Origin of the sequence: Paenirhizobium naphthalenivorans, assembly GCF_007992095.1 — a bacterium.
Classification (GTDB): domain Bacteria; phylum Pseudomonadota; class Alphaproteobacteria; order Rhizobiales; family Rhizobiaceae; genus Allorhizobium; species Allorhizobium naphthalenivorans.
The window spans coordinates 1-16084 of record NZ_BJZP01000003.1 but is presented as its reverse complement, the minus strand read 5'-3'; the positions used below and the strand labels follow the sequence as shown (position 1 = coordinate 16084).

Annotated in this window: 11 protein-coding genes and 2 pseudogenes; all 13 read left to right on the top strand. The window is 60.7% G+C overall.

All coding sequences use genetic code 11. The annotated features are described in order from the left end of the window. Positions 1-118: 118 nt before the first annotated feature. A complete protein-coding gene (locus RNA01_RS03600) occupies positions 119-973 on the top strand; it encodes a GGDEF domain-containing protein (protein WP_147178598.1) in 855 nt (284 codons plus the stop codon). 225 nt (positions 974-1198) lie between these two features. Further along, positions 1199-2125, top strand: a complete 927-nt coding sequence (locus tag RNA01_RS03595; protein WP_147178597.1) for a D-alanine--D-alanine ligase — start codon at positions 1199-1201, stop codon at positions 2123-2125. A 20-nt stretch (positions 2126-2145) separates the two neighbouring features. Then, entirely contained in the window at positions 2146-3045 is a 900-nt protein-coding gene (locus RNA01_RS03590; RefSeq protein WP_147178858.1) for a cell division protein FtsQ/DivIB, read from the top strand. Continuing rightward, on the top strand, positions 3042-4373 hold the full coding sequence (gene ftsA, locus RNA01_RS03585; RefSeq protein ID WP_147178596.1) for a cell division protein FtsA: 1332 nt from the start codon (positions 3042-3044) through the stop codon (positions 4371-4373). The genes RNA01_RS03590 and ftsA overlap by 4 nt, the downstream gene beginning before the upstream one ends. A 101-nt stretch (positions 4374-4474) precedes the next feature. Beyond that, entirely contained in the window at positions 4475-6235 is a 1761-nt protein-coding gene (gene ftsZ, locus RNA01_RS03580) for a cell division protein FtsZ (RefSeq protein WP_147178595.1), read from the top strand. A gap of 285 nt (positions 6236-6520) precedes the next feature. Further along, a complete protein-coding gene (gene lpxC / locus RNA01_RS03575; protein WP_147178594.1) occupies positions 6521-7477 on the top strand; it encodes a UDP-3-O-acyl-N-acetylglucosamine deacetylase in 957 nt (318 codons plus the stop codon). Between the two features lie 300 nt (positions 7478-7777). Then, positions 7778-8587 (top strand): outer membrane protein assembly factor BamD, encoded by an 810-nt coding sequence (locus RNA01_RS03570; protein ID WP_284727821.1) that lies wholly within the window; start codon positions 7778-7780, stop codon positions 8585-8587. A 32-nt stretch (positions 8588-8619) separates the two neighbouring features. After that, positions 8620-10293 (top strand): DNA repair protein RecN, encoded by a 1674-nt coding sequence (gene recN / locus RNA01_RS03565; RefSeq protein WP_147178592.1) that lies wholly within the window; start codon positions 8620-8622, stop codon positions 10291-10293. A 64-nt stretch (positions 10294-10357) separates the two neighbouring features. Beyond that, positions 10358-11806, top strand: a complete 1449-nt coding sequence (locus RNA01_RS03560) for a phospholipase D-like domain-containing protein (protein ID WP_147178591.1) — start codon at positions 10358-10360, stop codon at positions 11804-11806. A 115-nt stretch (positions 11807-11921) separates the two neighbouring features. After that, the gene (locus RNA01_RS03555; RefSeq protein WP_147178590.1) at positions 11922-12731 is read left to right on the top strand and encodes an endonuclease/exonuclease/phosphatase family protein; all 810 of its coding nucleotides are present in this window, start codon (positions 11922-11924) and stop codon (positions 12729-12731) included. Positions 12732-12821: 90 nt separating this feature from the next. Then, positions 12822-15239, top strand: coding sequence for an NAD-dependent DNA ligase LigA (ligA, locus tag RNA01_RS03550; protein WP_147178589.1), 2418 nt, complete (start codon positions 12822-12824; stop codon positions 15237-15239). A 45-nt stretch (positions 15240-15284) separates the two neighbouring features. Continuing rightward, positions 15285-15455 (top strand): annotated as a pseudogene (locus RNA01_RS24410) (hypothetical protein); the annotation flags it as partial. A 210-nt stretch (positions 15456-15665) separates the two neighbouring features. Next, a pseudogene (locus RNA01_RS03545) lies at positions 15666-15890 on the top strand (BRCT domain-containing protein); the annotation flags it as partial. Positions 15891-16084 lie beyond the last annotated feature (194 nt).

Genomic DNA, 16084 nt, shown 5'->3' with positions numbered 1-16084 from the left:
TCCATACAGTAGTCCTTGCGTTTGGATGACCGTCGCGGTGCAAACCGCTCGCGACTTGAACGCATGTCAAATTGTTAAGCGACTCCGCCTATGATTTTGCGGGTTTCCGGAGACGCTTATGAGAGATGCAACGAAGAACTGGATTGTCCGCCAGTTGACGCTCGGCGAGTTCTCCAGCCGCCGCGCGGTGGTTTCTCGCGCCGTTTGGATGGCGGCGAAGATCGCCATGCTGGCCTATGGCATGAACATCTGTGCCCACCTTGGTCTGGTTTCCCTCGGTCTGCTCCCCTACGATCTTTGGCCCGCTCTGGTCATCGCCACAGTGCTGACTCCGCCGGTTTCATTCATGGTTGCAGTTGTAGCCTATTCCGTAGTCGGTTTCGCGGTCTATGATCTTGCAGTCTCTCGCGCCGAGTTCGAACGGATCAGCCGGATCGACATGTTGTCCGGCTTGCTCAACCGCCGGGCATTCCAGCGGGCGTTCAACGATGCAGGCGGCGATGCTTCGCTCGTTCTTTTCGACATAGACCGTTTCAAGGCGATCAACGACACCTTTGGCCATTCGGTTGGGGATGACGTCATTGCCGCGGTGGCCGACGTCATCCGGGCGGGCTTTACGCAAGATGAGGTCTGCGCCCGCATTGGCGGGGAGGAGTTCGCCGTACTGTGGTCGAGCGCAAGGGTGGAAAGCATCGCCGAACGTGTCGAGCAAGTGCGTGAACGGGTCGCAGCACTTGAAATCCCGTGTGGGGCGAAGCGTGTGAGTGTGACCATCTCGGGTGGGATCGCTGATTTGCCCCACGGCCGCAGCTTCAATGAGATCTTCTCCGAAGCCGATCGCGCACTCTATGTCGCCAAGGCGAGCGGGCGCGACAGGATTGTGCGCCACCGCGACATCGACTCGCTGGCGAATGGTGAGATCGTCATGCCGAAGGCTCTCGTCCTCTCTGCAGGCGCTCGGCTTGCCGGCTAAGGCTCTTGCCGCAGAAAAGCCATAAAGTCTATTCGTCTCAGGGCTTTACGCGGAGAGTTTCTCGCCGTTTCCGTCAAAAAATCCGTCGGCTGACGCGCCCGGTTAATAAAAGTAAACACTTCATTAACCTTAATGTCGTCTAACTGATGCAAAGGACAGCGCCTCTCTGGATGAGTTCGTCGGCGCCAGTGTCCGGTAGTCGGTTCGCGATGTGCGGGGGCGTTGATGAGTGGCAAGCATGTAGCTGTCCTGATGGGTGGGCTTTCGTCTGAGCGGCCGGTGTCGCTTTCCTCCGGGGGGGCGTGTGCGGAGGCCCTTGAGGCGATTGGGTATCGCGTCACGCGTATCGACGTCGATCGCAATGTCGGCCGGGTGCTTGCTGAGCTTCGTCCCGATGTCGCTTTCAATGCTCTCCATGGGCCGTTCGGTGAGGATGGCACCATTCAGGGTGTGCTGGAGTATCTCCAGATCCCCTACACGCATTCCGGTGTGCTTGCTTCGGCTCTTGCCATGGATAAGGGGCAGGCGAAGATCGTTGCCGCCAATGCTGGTGTGCCGGTCGCTGAGGCCAAGGTCATGTCGCGTTTTGACATCGGCAATGAGCACCCGATCTCGCCCCCGTATGTTGTGAAACCGGTCCGCGAGGGTTCGAGCTTCGGTGTTGTGATTGTGCGTGAGGATATGGCTCACCCACCGCAGTCTCTGGCCTCGAACGACTGGCGCTATGGTGATCGCGTCATGGTCGAGCACTATGTGGCAGGTCGCGAGCTGACCTGTGGCGTCATGGGCGACAAGGCGCTCGGTGTGACCGAGATCGTGCCTCAGGGGCACAGCTTCTATGATTATGATTCCAAATATGTCGCGGGTGGCTCTTCGCATGTGCTTCCGGCGGAAATTTCACCGAAAATTTACCAAAAAATACAATCATTGGCCCTTAAGGCCCATGAGGCGATCGGGTGTCGCGGAGTGAGTCGTTCGGACTTCCGTTACGACGATCGTTTCTCCGAGGATGGTGAACTTGTCTGGTTGGAGATCAACACCCAGCCGGGCATGACTCCGACCTCTCTGGTGCCTGAAATGGCCGCTCATGCCGGCTTTGCTTTTGGTGAGTTTCTTCGGTGGATGGTGGAGGACGCGTCTTGTTTGCGGTGAACGGCGATAGATCTGCGGATATGGGGGCGCGCTTCGGTGCTGTCTCCGCTTCTGCCGGTGAGGGGCGTGTTCTGCCTCGGCCGATGCGTCGCGTCGTGCGTTTCGTGGTTAGTCTGTGTTCCGGCCGGGTCGCCATTCCGGCGCATGCTGGAAAGCTCTCGTTGGCTGGATTCTACTCGGCTGTCGCGCTCTGCGGCATCGTTGTTGGCGGTCATGGTCCGGCTGTCGTCCAGGCGGTGACGACCGGTGCGGGTTTCGCGGTCGAAGATATTCATGTCTCCGGCAATGAGCATACCTCGGAGATCGATATTCTTCAGCTTCTCGGTCTCGATGGTTCGACCAGTCTGCTCGGTCTTGATATTGCCTCGGCCCGTGCGGCGCTCGCGGGTCTTCCTTGGGTTGAATCGGCCGAAGTTCGCAAGGTTTATCCACGTGCAGTCGAGGTGGTGCTGCGTGAGCGGCAGGCCTACGGCATCTGGCAGCATGGCACCGAGCTCTCTCTGATCGAAAAGTCCGGCAGTGTCATCGCGCCGCTGCGCGACAATAAATATTCATCGCTGCCGCTTTTTGTTGGCCGCGACGCCGAGACCGCTGCGGCCGCCGTCGAGGCCGACTTTTCGAAGTTTCCGCAGATCGCTTCGCGGGTGAAGGCCTTCGTGCGGATCGCCGGACGTCGGTGGGATATCCATCTCGACAACGGCGTTGTCGTAAAGCTGCCTGAAGAAGGTATCGCGGTCGCGCTCGAAAAGCTCTCGCGTCTCGATGCGGAGGAGCAACTTCTGTCGCGTGACATTACCGCCGTCGATCTTCGTCTGCCCGACCGCACCGCCATCCAGCTGACGCCGGAAGCGCAGGCGCGCCGTCTGGTGAAGCTCGAAGAGCGTCGGAAGATGCTGAAAAAGGCCGGGGTGAACATATGAGCCTGTTCGGAAGCTCCCATTTCGGCCTGCCGCGCATGAAGCCGCTTTCGTCGAAGCGCACGCACGTGGTTTCCGTGCTCGACATCGGCTCGACCAAGGTCGTTTGCATGATTGGCCGTTTGACCCCGTGCAGGGAAAGCTCGGTTTTGCCGGGGCGAACCCACAATGTCGAGGTTATCGGTATTGGTCATCAGCGCTCGCGCGGTATCAAGTCGGGCGTGATTTCCGATCTCGATGCGGTCGAAAGCGTCGTGCGGCTTGCAGTGGATGCAGCGGAGCGGATGGCTGGCCTTACCGTCGAGAGCCTGATCGTCAACGTGTCAGCCGGACGTATCGCTTCCGACGTTTATACTGCCTCCATCGACCTGGGTGGGCAGGAAGTCGAAGCTGGCGACCTGAAGAAGGTCCTCGTCGCCGCCGGCCAGCAGTCCCAGGGCAATGATCGCGCTGTGCTGCACTCGCTGCCGACAGGCTTTTCACTCGACGGCGAGCGCGGAATTCGCGATCCACTGGGCATGTTCGGGGATGTCCTCGGCGTCGACATGCATGTGGTGACCGCCGAGCGGGCAGCTCTGCGCAATCTGGAGCTTTGCATCAATCGGGCTCATCTGAGCGTCGAAGGTGTGGTTGCCACGCCTTACGCCAGTGGACTTGCCGCCTTGGTCGATGATGAGGTCGAACTTGGCTGTGCCGCCATCGACATGGGCGGCGGCATGACGACGATCTCGGTCTTTGCCGAAGGCAAGCTCATCCATACGGATGCGATCAGCATCGGCGGCCATCACGTGACGACCGATCTGGCACGTGGTCTTTCGACCCGCATCGAGGATGCCGAGCGGCTGAAGGTCGTGCACGGTTCGGCGCTCGCCAATGGTGCCGATGAACGCGACGTGGTTTCGGTTCCGCCGATCGGTGAGGACGAACAGGATCAGCCGCTGCAGGTATCAAAGGCGCTGCTGACGCGAATTATTCGCGCTCGCATCGAAGAGACTCTTGAACTGTTGCGCGATCGGATTCAGAAGTCCGGCTTCTCGCCCGTTGTCGGCAAGCGAGTCGTCCTTACGGGCGGCGCCAGCCAGCTGACCGGCATGTCTGAAGCGGCTCGCCGTATTCTGGCACGCAACGTGCGAATCGGGCGCCCAATGGGTGTCGCCGGCCTCCCGGCCGCGGCCAAGGGTCCCGCTTTTTCGACCGCAGTCGGATTGATGATTTATCCGCAGGTCGCCGATCAGGAAACGCATGCTGGGCAGGGCGGTTTGTTCTCGCCTTTCGGCAACGGAAACAGCCGGATAGCCCGCATGGGTCAATGGCTGAAGGAAAGTTTTTGAATTGCGTCCAGGCCTGCCGCTTTCGGTTGAGCCTGGGGCGCGACAGTTGAAATGACAATGGCCGGCGTGGCGCTGTGGCCGGAGAAAGAAGGAAGTCTGAAATGACCATCAAGCTGCAAAAGCCAGACATCACCGAGCTGAAGCCTCGGATTACCGTATTCGGCGTCGGCGGCGGCGGCGGCAACGCTGTCAACAACATGATCACCGCCGGTCTGGAGGGGGTCGATTTCGTCGTCGCCAACACCGACGCGCAGGCCCTGACCATGACCAAGGCCGAGCGCATCATCCAGCTCGGCGTCAGCGTCACCGAAGGCCTTGGCGCCGGCTCGCAGCCGGAGGTCGGCCGCGCCGCCGCTGAAGAGTGCATCGACGAGATCATCGATCACCTGAACGGTACTCACATGTGCTTCGTCACCGCCGGCATGGGCGGTGGCACCGGTACGGGTGCGGCTCCGGTCGTCGCCCAGGCTGCACGCAACAAGGGCATCCTGACTGTCGGCGTGGTCACCAAGCCGTTCCACTTCGAAGGCGCGCGCCGCATGCGTCTCGCCGAGGCCGGCATCGAGGAACTGCAGAAGTCCGTCGACACGCTGATCGTTATTCCGAACCAGAACCTCTTCCGTATCGCCAATGACAAGACGACGTTCGCTGACGCCTTCGCTATGGCCGACCAGGTTCTCTACTCGGGTGTCGCCTGCATCACTGACCTGATGGTCAAGGAAGGCCTGATCAACCTCGACTTCGCCGACGTCCGTTCCGTCATGCGCGAGATGGGCCGTGCGATGATGGGCACTGGCGAGGCTTCTGGCGAAGGTCGCGCGATGCAGGCTGCGGAAGCGGCTATCGCCAACCCGCTGCTCGATGAAACCTCGATGAAGGGTGCGCAGGGCCTGCTGATCTCGATCACCGGCGGTCGCGACATGACGCTCTTCGAAGTCGACGAAGCCGCGACCCGTATCCGCGAGGAAGTCGATCCGGACGCCAACATCATCCTTGGCGCCACCTTCGACGAAGCGCTCGAAGGCCTCATCCGCGTGTCGGTTGTCGCCACCGGTATCGATCGCGCCGCCGGTGCCATGGCTGCGCGTGACTCCGTTTCGTCGGCAAAGCCGATTGTCCGTTCCTCCGCGGCCGTGGCTTCTGCTCCGGCCGCAGTGCAGCCTGCAATGACGCAGGCACCCAAGACCATCGACCCGGTGGCAGAAACCATCCGTTCGGCCGAAGCTGAAATGGAACGTGAACTCGAAATCGCCATCGCTCGCCAGCCGGCCGTCGCACAGCAGCCTGCTGCTGAGCCGGAATTCCGTCCGCAGAGCCGGCTGTTTGCAACGCCGGCTGTTGCCGAAGCGCAGCCTGCCGTCCGTACTCCGGTCGAGCCGGCTCCCGCTCCGGCGATGACCCGTCCCGCTCCAACCATGCAGGCAGCACCTGCGGCAATGCACGCTCCGGTCGCTCCGGCCCCGGTTCGTCATGAAGCCGTTGCTCCCGTTGTCCGTCAGGCGGCCGAGCCGGTGCGCATGCCGAAGGTGGAAGACTTCCCCCCGGTACTGCGTGCCGAAATCGATCATCGTACTCATCCTGCGGCTCCAGCTGCCCAGGACGAGCGTGGTCCGATGGGCCTCCTGAAGCGGATCACCAACTCGCTTGGCCGCCATCAGGACGAAGAACCTGCCGCCGACATGACCGCTTCTGCACCGGCTGCGGCCGCACCGCAGCGACGCGCTCTTTCGCCGGAAGCCAGCCTCTATGCGCCGCGTCGCGGCCAGCTCGACGACCAGGGTCGCGCCACGCCCCCGTCGCGTTCGAGCAACGAGGACGACCAGCTGGAAATCCCGGCCTTCCTTCGCCGCCAATCCAACTGATCGAGCGCTTTCAGTGATCAAGGGCCCGGGTCTTGCGACCCGGGCCCTTTGTGTTTCAAAGAGCTGCGCAGCCGACGGTTTCGTGTGCGTTTTCAACGGGGTTTTTTCGTTACATTGCGAAACGAACAGTGATTTGGCAGGACGGCGACCGGTCCGTATGTATGGGCTCGAAAGCGGGAAAGGCGGTCAGGGCCGCATGATTCTCCGCCGCGCATATGACAAGAGCAGTGGCATCATAATTCGGCGTATAGGCCGTGGCGCGCTGCACCGATAAAGGCAGTTTTTATGGCAATCGCATTGCTGGGTTTCCAGACCACCATCGCAGCTCCCCTCAGCCTGACGGGTATCGGCGTTCATTCCGGACGCTCCGTCACCATCAACATGCTGCCGGCCGATGCTGGAACCGGGATCGTCTTCGTGCGCCAGCACGACGATGGCAGTACGAGCGAGTTCAAGGCGGTATCCTCGCAGGTCGGCAATACGGATCTGTGCACGGTCCTCGGCTTTTCGCCGGCCCGCTCTGTCGCCACCGTGGAGCATGTCATGGCGGCTCTTTATGCGCTCGGCCTCGACAATCTGGTGATTGAGGTCGATGGGGCCGAAATGCCGATCATGGACGGCAGTTCAGAAGCCTTCATCGAAGCGATCGAGCAGGTCGGCATCGTCAATCTCGGCGTCAAGCGTCGCTATATTCGTGTGATCAAGCCGGTCCGGATCGAAGCTGGGGCTTCCTGGTCGGAGTTCCGTCCCTATGACGGTACGCGCTTCGAGGTCGAGATCGACTTCGATACGCCGCTGATCGGCCGCCAGAAGTGGGAAGGCGACCTCACGGCTTCGACCTTCAAGGCAGAGCTTTCGCGCGCACGCACCTTCGGCTTCATGCGTGATGTGGAGCGTCTATGGGCGGCCGGCTTCGCTCTTGGTTCGTCGTTGGAGAATTCGGTCGTCATCTCGGACGACAACACGGTCATCAATGTCGAAGGTTTGCGTTACGAGAAGGACGAGTTCGTTCGCCACAAGACGCTCGACGCGGTGGGTGATCTTGCTCTTGCCGGGGCACAGTTCATCGGTTGCTATCGCTCCTATCGCGGCGGCCACAAGATGAACGCCAACGCGCTTAAGGCTCTGCTCAGCGACCCGACCGCCTATGAGGTCGTTGAAGCACCGGCGCGCAGCCTCAAGGTGCGCCCGCGCGAATTCGTGGCGGTCAATGTGCCGGAATTCGCGCCCTGGTCGGCGTGATCGTCGAATTACCTCCAAGCTAGGGCCGGGGCGTCGAAACCTCGGCCTTTTTTTGTGCCGTGTGGTCTTCGCGGTGTTTGCCGGCGCTCGGGCTTTGTGGCTATTTCTCGCAAAGTCTGACGGCCGCCACAAAAATGCGTTAAATCGCCATCATTGCGTTGCTCTCGTACTGCTTTTATGGCTAGAAACGCGTGTTGAAAGCGCCGGTTTTCTAGCGCCGCTGCAATCGGGAACTGTCGAATGAGTCATCTAGGGTCGGTCGTTGTGAATAAAGCCGCGCGTATTGCCAGTATATGTGTGATGATGACTGTATCCGGGGCGTTGCTGACGGCGTGCCAATCCGATCCGGACATCGATATCACCAAGCTCGGCATCGAGACTGATCCGCCGGAAACGCTCTACAATCAGGGCCTGGCCAATATCAAGGCCGGTAACATGGCTGAGGCTGCGCGCAAATTCGATGCGATCGATGCGCAGCATCCTTTCTCGGACTGGTCGCAAAAGGCCTTGGTGATGAGCACCTTCACCAAGTACCGTCTGGCGCGTTATACGGACGCCGTGACAGCGGGCAAACGCTATCTCAATCTTTACCCGCGTGCCGAGGATTCGGCTTATGTGCAGTATCTCGTCGGCCTTTCGTACTGGAAGCAGATCGCCAATGTGACGCAGGACCAGAAAGCGTCGATGCAGACGATCGAAGCCATGCAAAAGGTGGTCAACGACTTCCCGGACTCGGAATATGTCGACGACGCGCAGGCCAAGATCCGCTTCGCCCGCGACCAGCTGGCTGGCAAGGAAATGCAGGTCGGCCGCTATTATCTGGAACGCAAGGAATATCTCGCCGCCATTACCCGCTTCCGCGCGGTGGTCGAGAAATACCCGAACACCAACCAGATCGAAGAAGCGCTGGCGCGACTCGTCGAGGCCTACTTCGCTATGGGCGTGGTGCAGGAAGCCCAGACCGCCGCGGCCGTATTGGGTCACAACTACCCCGACAGCCAGTGGTATGCTGATTCCTACAAGCTCCTGAAGTCGGGCGGTCTCGAGCCGCGCGAGAATTCCGGTTCGTGGATCGCAAGGGCCGGCAAGAAGCTTCTTGTCGGGAGCTGAGCCTTCTTTCTTAGACGCGAGATGAGTTGCCTATGCTGGTCCAGCTGTCGATCCGCGATATTGTTCTGATCGAGCGGCTGGATCTTGCTTTTGAGGCCGGGCTTTCCGTGCTGACGGGCGAGACCGGCGCGGGCAAGTCGATCCTGCTCGACAGCCTTTCACTGGCGCTCGGCGGTCGCGGCGATGGTTCGCTCGTGCGCCATGGCGAGGACAAGGGTCAGGTGACGGCCGTGTTCGACGTGGCCATGAGCCATCCGGCCCGGACCCTTCTTCGTGGCAATGGTGTCGATGATGATGGCGACCTGATTTTTCGCCGCCTTCAGTCCGCCGATGGCCGCACGCGTGCCTATATCAACGACCAGCCGGTCTCGGTGCAACTGATGCGTCAGGCCGGCCAATTGCTCGTCGAGATACATGGCCAGCACGACGACCGGGCTCTGGTCGACACCGACGCGCATCGCATGTTGCTTGATGCCTTCGCCGGCCTGTCCGATGAGGCGGTCGGCCTTGGCGAGAGCTATCGGCGCTGGCGCGAGGCGGACCGCGTTCTCAAGGCCCACCGCGCGCGGGTCGAGGCGGCGGCGCGCGAAGCGGACTATCTGCGAGCCTCGGTCGAGGAGCTGGAAAAACTCTCGCCCCGTGACGGCGAGGAGGACGATCTCGCTGAGCGCCGCGCGGTCATGCAGAAATCGGAGCGGATCGCCGGCGACATCGCCGAGGCCTCCGAATTTCTCAACGGCCATGCCTCGCCGGTGCCGCTGATAGCTTCGCTGGTGCGCCGGCTGGAGCGCAAGAGCCACGAGGCGCCTGGGCTACTCGAGGATACCGTGCAGCTGCTCGATAGCGCGCTCGACAACCTGTCCAACGCGCAGATGGAAGTCGAGGCGGCGCTCAGGCGCACAGAGTTCGATCCGAACGAACTGGAGCGGGTCGAGGAGCGGCTGTTCGGCCTGCGGGCCGCCGGCCGTAAGTATTCTGTTCCCGTCGCCGAACTGCCGGCGCTGGCCGAGAAGATGATTGCTGATCTGGCCGATCTCGACGCCGGTGAGGAGAAGCTCGGTGTGCTGGAGGCGGCGGTCGTCGAGGCCAGGGCTCATTTCGATCAGCTCGCCCGTGCGTTGTCGGCGAAGCGGCAGAACGCGGCTTCTGTGCTCTCGGACGCGGTCATGGCCGAACTCCCGGCGCTGAAGCTGGAGCGGGCACGGTTTATGGTCGAGGTAACCAGCGATCCGACTGCCGCGACCGCTGAAGGGATCGATACCGTCGAGTTCCATGTCCAGACGAACCCCGGCACGCGGCCGGGTCCGATCATGAAGGTCGCATCGGGCGGCGAGCTGTCGCGCTTCCTTCTGGCGCTCAAGGTGGCGCTTGCCGACCGCGGCTCGGCACCGACGCTGGTCTTCGATGAAATCGACACCGGTGTTGGTGGTGCCGTGGCCGATGCGATCGGCCAGCGTCTCAAGCGGCTCTCCGCCAAGGTGCAGGTGCTCTCCGTCACCCATGCGCCGCAGGTTGCCGCGCGCGCCGCGACGCATTTCCTCATCTCCAAGGGGCCAACCGGTGAGGGCGGCGAGAAGATCGCCACCCGCGTGGCGACGATGGAACCGGAACACCGGCGCGAGGAAATCGCCCGCATGCTTGCCGGCGCCTCGGTCACGGATGAGGCGCGGGCTGCTGCGGCCCGCCTGCTGTCCGGAGAAAACTGAGGCTCGGCGAACCTTTCACCGCACGATTGCATTCAGGGCCGAAACCTGTTTCCCTCGGTGCACGATGTTTGAAATCCTGTCCTCCTATTGGCCCCATATTCTCGCTATCCTGTCGGTGACGATGGGGACTGTGGCGGCGATCCATGCCGCCATGACAAAGCGCGAGGTCCGCTCCGCTCTGGGCTGGGTCGGCGTTATCGTGCTGTCGCCACTGCTCGGCGCGCTGATCTACGCGATTGCCGGCGTCAATCGCATCCGCCGCAAGTCATTGATCTCCCGGCGGTCGCTGCATCTCGACGAGCTTTGGCGGACACTGTCTCATTATGAAGTGTCGCGCGATGAAGTTGAGGCACAATTTGGCAACCGTATGGCCGGCTTGAAGATCCTCGGCGACCGGGTCGCCAAGCACGCGCTGTCTTCCGGCAATCGGATCGACCTGCTTGGCTCGGGAACGGAAGCCTATGCGGCCTTCTGCGCGGCGATCGACGCAGCTGAGCGCAGTATCATTCTTGAAACCTATATTTTCGATCGGGATGCGGCGGGCGAGCGGGTGGCCGACTGCCTGATCGCAGCCAGGAAACGCGGCGTGACCGTGCGGGTTCTGGTCGACGCCGTCGGCGCTCGCTATAGCGTACCGAGCATCCTCGGTTACCTCGCCAACGGTGGCGTCACAGTCGCTGCCTTCAACGGCAAGGTCGTTGCGGGGCTGAGGTTGCCGTATGCCAACCTGCGAACCCACCGCAAGATCCTGGTGGTCGATGGTACCATGGCCTTTCTCGGCGGTATGAACATTCGTGCCGCGTTCGAAGGCGATGCGGCGGCGCGCGATACGCATTTCCGTCTGAGCGGCCCGGCTGTAGCCGACATCTTTGCCGTGGCCGCCGAGGATTGGCATTTCGAGATGGGCGAGATCCTCAACGGGGAGGTCTGGAATATAGCCCCGTTCTCTGCCGAATCCGGCACGCCGAGCTTTGTGCGAACCGTGGTTTCGGGTCCGGACAGCAATCTCGAAACAAACCACAAGATACTGATGGGGGCGTTTTCGGTGGCGGAAAGGTCGATCCGTATCATGTCGCCCTATTTCCTGCCGGACAATATCTTGCTTGGCGCGCTGGCCACGGCCGCGCGACGGGGTGTGACTGTCGATGTTGTCGTGCCGGCCCGCAACAATCTCGCGATTGTCGGCCACGCCATGGCGGCCCAATTCGACCAAGTCGTCAGGGATGGCAGTCGGATCTTCAGGGCGCAGGGGCGGTTCGATCATTCCAAACTCATCACCGTCGATGGCCGGTGGGCCTTCGTTGGCTCTTCCAATCTCGATTCGCGTTCGCTCAGGCTTAATTTTGAGATCGACATGGAAGTCTTCGACACCGACTTCGCCGCGATGATTGATCGACGCATCGATGGCGCCCTCGAAGGTGCCGAAGCGGTCTCGCTCAAGGAGCTGTCGCAGCGTCCGTTCGTTTTTCGTCTGTTCAACCGTATCCTTTGGCTCGGTTCGCCCTATCTGTGACGGAGACCTGTGCTATTGAACTCCTGTCACCATCGCCGAACAGGCGTAAGATTCGCCTGTTCATCTCCTGTGCTTCAGCGCAAAGCGGCGATGGGGCGGGGCGCACGGATGTGACATGACCAGGAATAATCTCGCTTCGGCGGCGATCGCCGCGATCAAAAACCGGTCCAACCGCATTCATAACCCGCTGATGCGGGAAGAGCGGGACGGCTCCATGTTGGTCGCCTCCTACAATGTGCATAAATGCGTCGGTACCGATGGCCGCTTCGATCCAGAACGGATCATCGAGGTCATCCGCGAGATCGATCCCGATGTGATCGCCTTGCAGGAGGCCGACCAACGTTTCGGCGAGCGCTCGGGACTGCTGGACCTGCCACGGCTCAGGCTTGAGACTGGGTTGATGCCAGTGCCGGTGCTGCACAAGCCGAAATCGCATGGCTGGCGCGGCAATGTGCTGCTGTTCAAGGAGGGCGTTGTGCGCGACGTCCACCAGATCGCGTTGCCGGGGCTCGAGCCGCGCGGCGCGCTGGTTGCCGAAATCGACCTCGAGGCGCGTGAGGGGCTGCGAATCATCGCCGCCCATCTGGGGCTCTTGCGCTGGGCGCGCCGCCAGCAGGCCGATACGATCCTGGATATCATCGGCCGTCGCGAGGAGCGACCCACACTATTGATGGGCGATTTCAACGAATGGCGGCTCGGTCCCGGTTCCGCACTCACCCGACTTGAATCGGTGTTCGGTCCGTTGCCGGCGCCGATCCCCAGCTATCCGGCCGGCATGCCCGTCTTATCGCTCGACCGGATCATGGCCAACCGCGCCGACCTGATCGCCGAAATGGCGGTGCACGATACGCCGCTTGCCCGCAAGGCCTCCGATCACCTGCCGCTTCTGGCCAAGATCGATCTCGGCGCCGGCAGTCTGGGTTGACCGTTGGCCGTTGGCAGTTGCCGCCGACGGAACGCTTTTCATTTGGCAAAATTCGGCTAAGACCGTCCGGTCTATTTCGGAGCAGGCGCCATGGCAGAACATTCTATTGCAGTCGAGGATTTGACCGAGGAGCAGGCCAGGGCAGAACTCGCTCGACTGGCCTCGGAGATCGCCCGTCATGACGCGCTCTATCACGGCAAGGACAGACCGGAGATCTCGGACGCCGACTATGACGCGCTGAAACGGCGCAACGACGCGATAGAAGCGCGGTTCCCTTCACTCATCCTGCCTGAGAGCCCGTCGCATCGCGTCGGCGCTGCGCCCTCCGAGACCTTCCAGCAGGTCGTCCATGCCCGGCCGATGCTATCGCTCGACAACACCTTTTCCGATGAGGACGTCGCCGATTTCGTCGCTTCGGTCTATCGCTTCCTCGGTCGTTTGCCGGATGATTCGATCGCCTTTACCGCCGAGCCGAAGATCGACGGGCTGTCGATGTCCCTGCGGTATGAGAATGGCCGTCTCGTCAACGCGGCGACCCGTGGCGACGGCACGACCGGCGAGAACGTCACCGCCAACATTCGCACCATCAAGGAAATCCCGCAGCAGCTGCCAGCGGGCGTTCCGGCTGTGGTGGAGGTGCGCGGCGAGGTCTATATGGCCAAGAGCGACTTCCTCGCACTCAACGCCCAGATGGAATCGGAAGGCAAGCCGACCTACGTCAATCCGCGCAATACCGCGTCGGGGTCGCTCCGCCAGCTTGACCCGAAGGTGACGGCCAGTCGCAATCTGAGGTTCTTCGCCTACGCCTGGGGCGAGATGTCGGACATGCCGGCCGACACGCAGATGGGCATGGTGGAGACGTTCCGCGAGTGGGGCTTCCCGGTCAATCCGCTGATGAAGCGGTTGAACAGCACTGCCGAACTGCTCGACCACTACCGCCAGATCGGCCTGATGCGCGCCGATCTCGACTATGACATCGATGGCGTCGTCTATAAGGTCGACCAGCTCGACCTTCAGGAACGCCTCGGTTTTCGCTCCCGCTCGCCACGCTGGGCGACGGCCCACAAGTTCCCGGCCGAACAGGCCTTCACCACGGTCGAGGCTATCGACATCCAGGTCGGTCGTACCGGCGCGCTTACCCCCGTGGCGAGGCTGGAGCCGATCACGGTCGGCGGCGTGGTGGTGACCAATGCGACGCTGCACAATGCCGACTACATCAACGGCATCGGCAATTCCGGTGAGCGGATAAGGCCGGTGGATCACGATATCCGGGTCGGCGATACGGTCATCGTGCAGCGGGCCGGCGACGTCATTCCGCAGGTGCTCGACGTTGTGCTGGAGAAGCGCCCGGCGACAGCAGTCCCTTACGAGTTCCCGACCAAATGCCCGGTCTGTGGCAGCCATGCAGCGCGGGAGGAGGGAGAGACAGTATGGAGATGCACAGGCGGACTCATCTGCTCTGCCCAGCAGATCGAGCGGTTTCGCCATTTTGTGTCTAGAGATGCCTTAGATATCGAAGGTTTCGGAGAGCAGTACGTCGAACTGTTCTTCAATGCCGGATTGCTGAGGACGCCTGCTGACATTTTCAGGTTGCATCTTCACGCTGACACCATAAAAAGGGTAGTGTTGGAATATCGTGAGAAGCTTCAGAAAGAGCGTGAAGAGCGAACGGGCAAAGCGCGGAAAAAAATCTCCGCGGAGCAAGATCGCTCTTTCGAGGGAATGGAGAAGTTGTTCTCTGCAATTGAACGAGCGCGACGAGTTTCGTTGGATAGGCTCATATATGCGCTAGGTATTCGGAACATCGGCGAGGTGACAGCTAAAGCGCTAGCTAGGCGCTACGTGACACCAAAAGCGTTGATTGACGCTGTTTTCTTGGCTGCGCGGGGCCGGCCGGGACATGATTGGTACGCTCTGTTCTCCGTAGATGGGATTGGTGAGGTCGCTTTGGACAAGCTCTTGGGCTCAGTGGGGCCTGATACTCGACCGGGGTTGGCACTGTCGCGAAAAGCTTGGTTGGCGAGTATTGGCCTCAATAAGCGTCAGAAGGAGAAGCTTGTTGCGCGCTTTGGCGATGTTGATTCGCTATATGATGCGGTTTGTGAAGCAAAGCGAGCGTCTCCGAGTGTCGCGTACAGGGATTTTTCCGGCGTCAAAGATGTCGGCGAAGTAGCTACAGAGTCGCTAATTGAGTTCTTGGCAGAACGGCATAATGAAGAAGCTCTGAATGATCTCCTGTCCTATTTGGACGTTTTCTATGAGGTGCCAATTGCTGTCAGCACAGAGATTTCAGGAAAAATTGTAGTCTTTACAGGTAATCTCGAAAAGATGACGCGCAGCGAGGCAAAGGCTACCGCCGAGCGTCTTGGGGCGAAAGTGTCGAGTTCAGTATCATCGAAGACTGACCTTGTCATTGCCGGACCCGGAGCCGGATCAAAAATGGCTGATGCTCAGAAATACGGAGTGAAGATCATTTCTGAAAACGATTGGTTGGCTCTTATCGGATAAGTACTGCTATGCTCTTTTTGATCTACTCTGAGATGTAGGGTCAGCATGTCCGAAGTTGAATTTGAACCGGGAGGGGAGAAAAGAGTTGTAGGTCGCTATACGGTCAAGGGAAAGTCCGGAATATATGCTTTGGAATTTTGGATAGACGCCGGTATGCTCAACGCGTCGTGCAGCTGTCGGGCAGCGGTAATGCATCGCTTGTGCCGGCACGTTAAGGCTCTTCTAGATGGAGTTCCTGACGATCTACTTGACGGTAACCTCAACATTCTCACTTCGTTCAGAACGGTTCCTGCCATTCTGTTTATGAATGAACGCCATGAGCGTGGCATCAGTGGGGATTGGGCGCGGGCTATTGCCGCTTCAGAATGCAGCACTGGTGGCCGTGTGTCTAACGCCAACCAAGCACCTAAGAATGGCGATATCTCGTTATCGGGAAAGACGCTTGTCTTCACCGGCTCGCTGGAGAGATTCACACGCGACGAGGCCAAGGCAAGGGCCGAGAGCCTGGGTGCCAAGGTGGCGGGTTCGGTGTCGAAGAAGACCGACTATGTCGTGGCCGGTGCGGACGCCGGTTCAAAGCTTGCCAAGGCTCGTGAGCTGGGTGTGACGGTCATGACCGAGGACGAATGGCTGGCGCTGATCGAGGGGTGACGATCGCGTTGGCGCGGCTTTCAATGTCGATGGCGAGACGGTAGCGCCTCCGGCGCTCCATACCGGTGGTCTCTATGGGAAATTCCGGAGGTTCCGCTGCCGGAGTGAGAAGTGGCAGGGGCGAAATAGAAAAGACCCGCGCATGGGCGTTGCGCGGGTCTTTTCTATTGGATCGGGCGTGGCTCAGATTCAGC

Coding starts and splice junctions, on each gene's coding strand:
- ftsZ (WP_147178595.1), top strand. CDS start 4,475: ATGACCATCAAGCTGCAAAAGCCAGACATCACCGAGCTGAAGCCTCGG.
- RNA01_RS03590 (WP_147178858.1), top strand. CDS start 2,146: ATGGGGGCGCGCTTCGGTGCTGTCTCCGCTTCTGCCGGTGAGGGGCGT.
- RNA01_RS03570 (WP_284727821.1), top strand. CDS start 7,778: ATGATGACTGTATCCGGGGCGTTGCTGACGGCGTGCCAATCCGATCCG.
- RNA01_RS03595 (WP_147178597.1), top strand. CDS start 1,199: ATGAGTGGCAAGCATGTAGCTGTCCTGATGGGTGGGCTTTCGTCTGAG.
- RNA01_RS03600 (WP_147178598.1), top strand. CDS start 119: ATGAGAGATGCAACGAAGAACTGGATTGTCCGCCAGTTGACGCTCGGC.
- recN (WP_147178592.1), top strand. CDS start 8,620: ATGCTGGTCCAGCTGTCGATCCGCGATATTGTTCTGATCGAGCGGCTG.
- lpxC (WP_147178594.1), top strand. CDS start 6,521: ATGGCAATCGCATTGCTGGGTTTCCAGACCACCATCGCAGCTCCCCTC.
- RNA01_RS03555 (WP_147178590.1), top strand. CDS start 11,922: ATGACCAGGAATAATCTCGCTTCGGCGGCGATCGCCGCGATCAAAAAC.
- ligA (WP_147178589.1), top strand. CDS start 12,822: ATGGCAGAACATTCTATTGCAGTCGAGGATTTGACCGAGGAGCAGGCC.
- RNA01_RS03560 (WP_147178591.1), top strand. CDS start 10,358: ATGTTTGAAATCCTGTCCTCCTATTGGCCCCATATTCTCGCTATCCTG.
- ftsA (WP_147178596.1), top strand. CDS start 3,042: ATGAGCCTGTTCGGAAGCTCCCATTTCGGCCTGCCGCGCATGAAGCCG.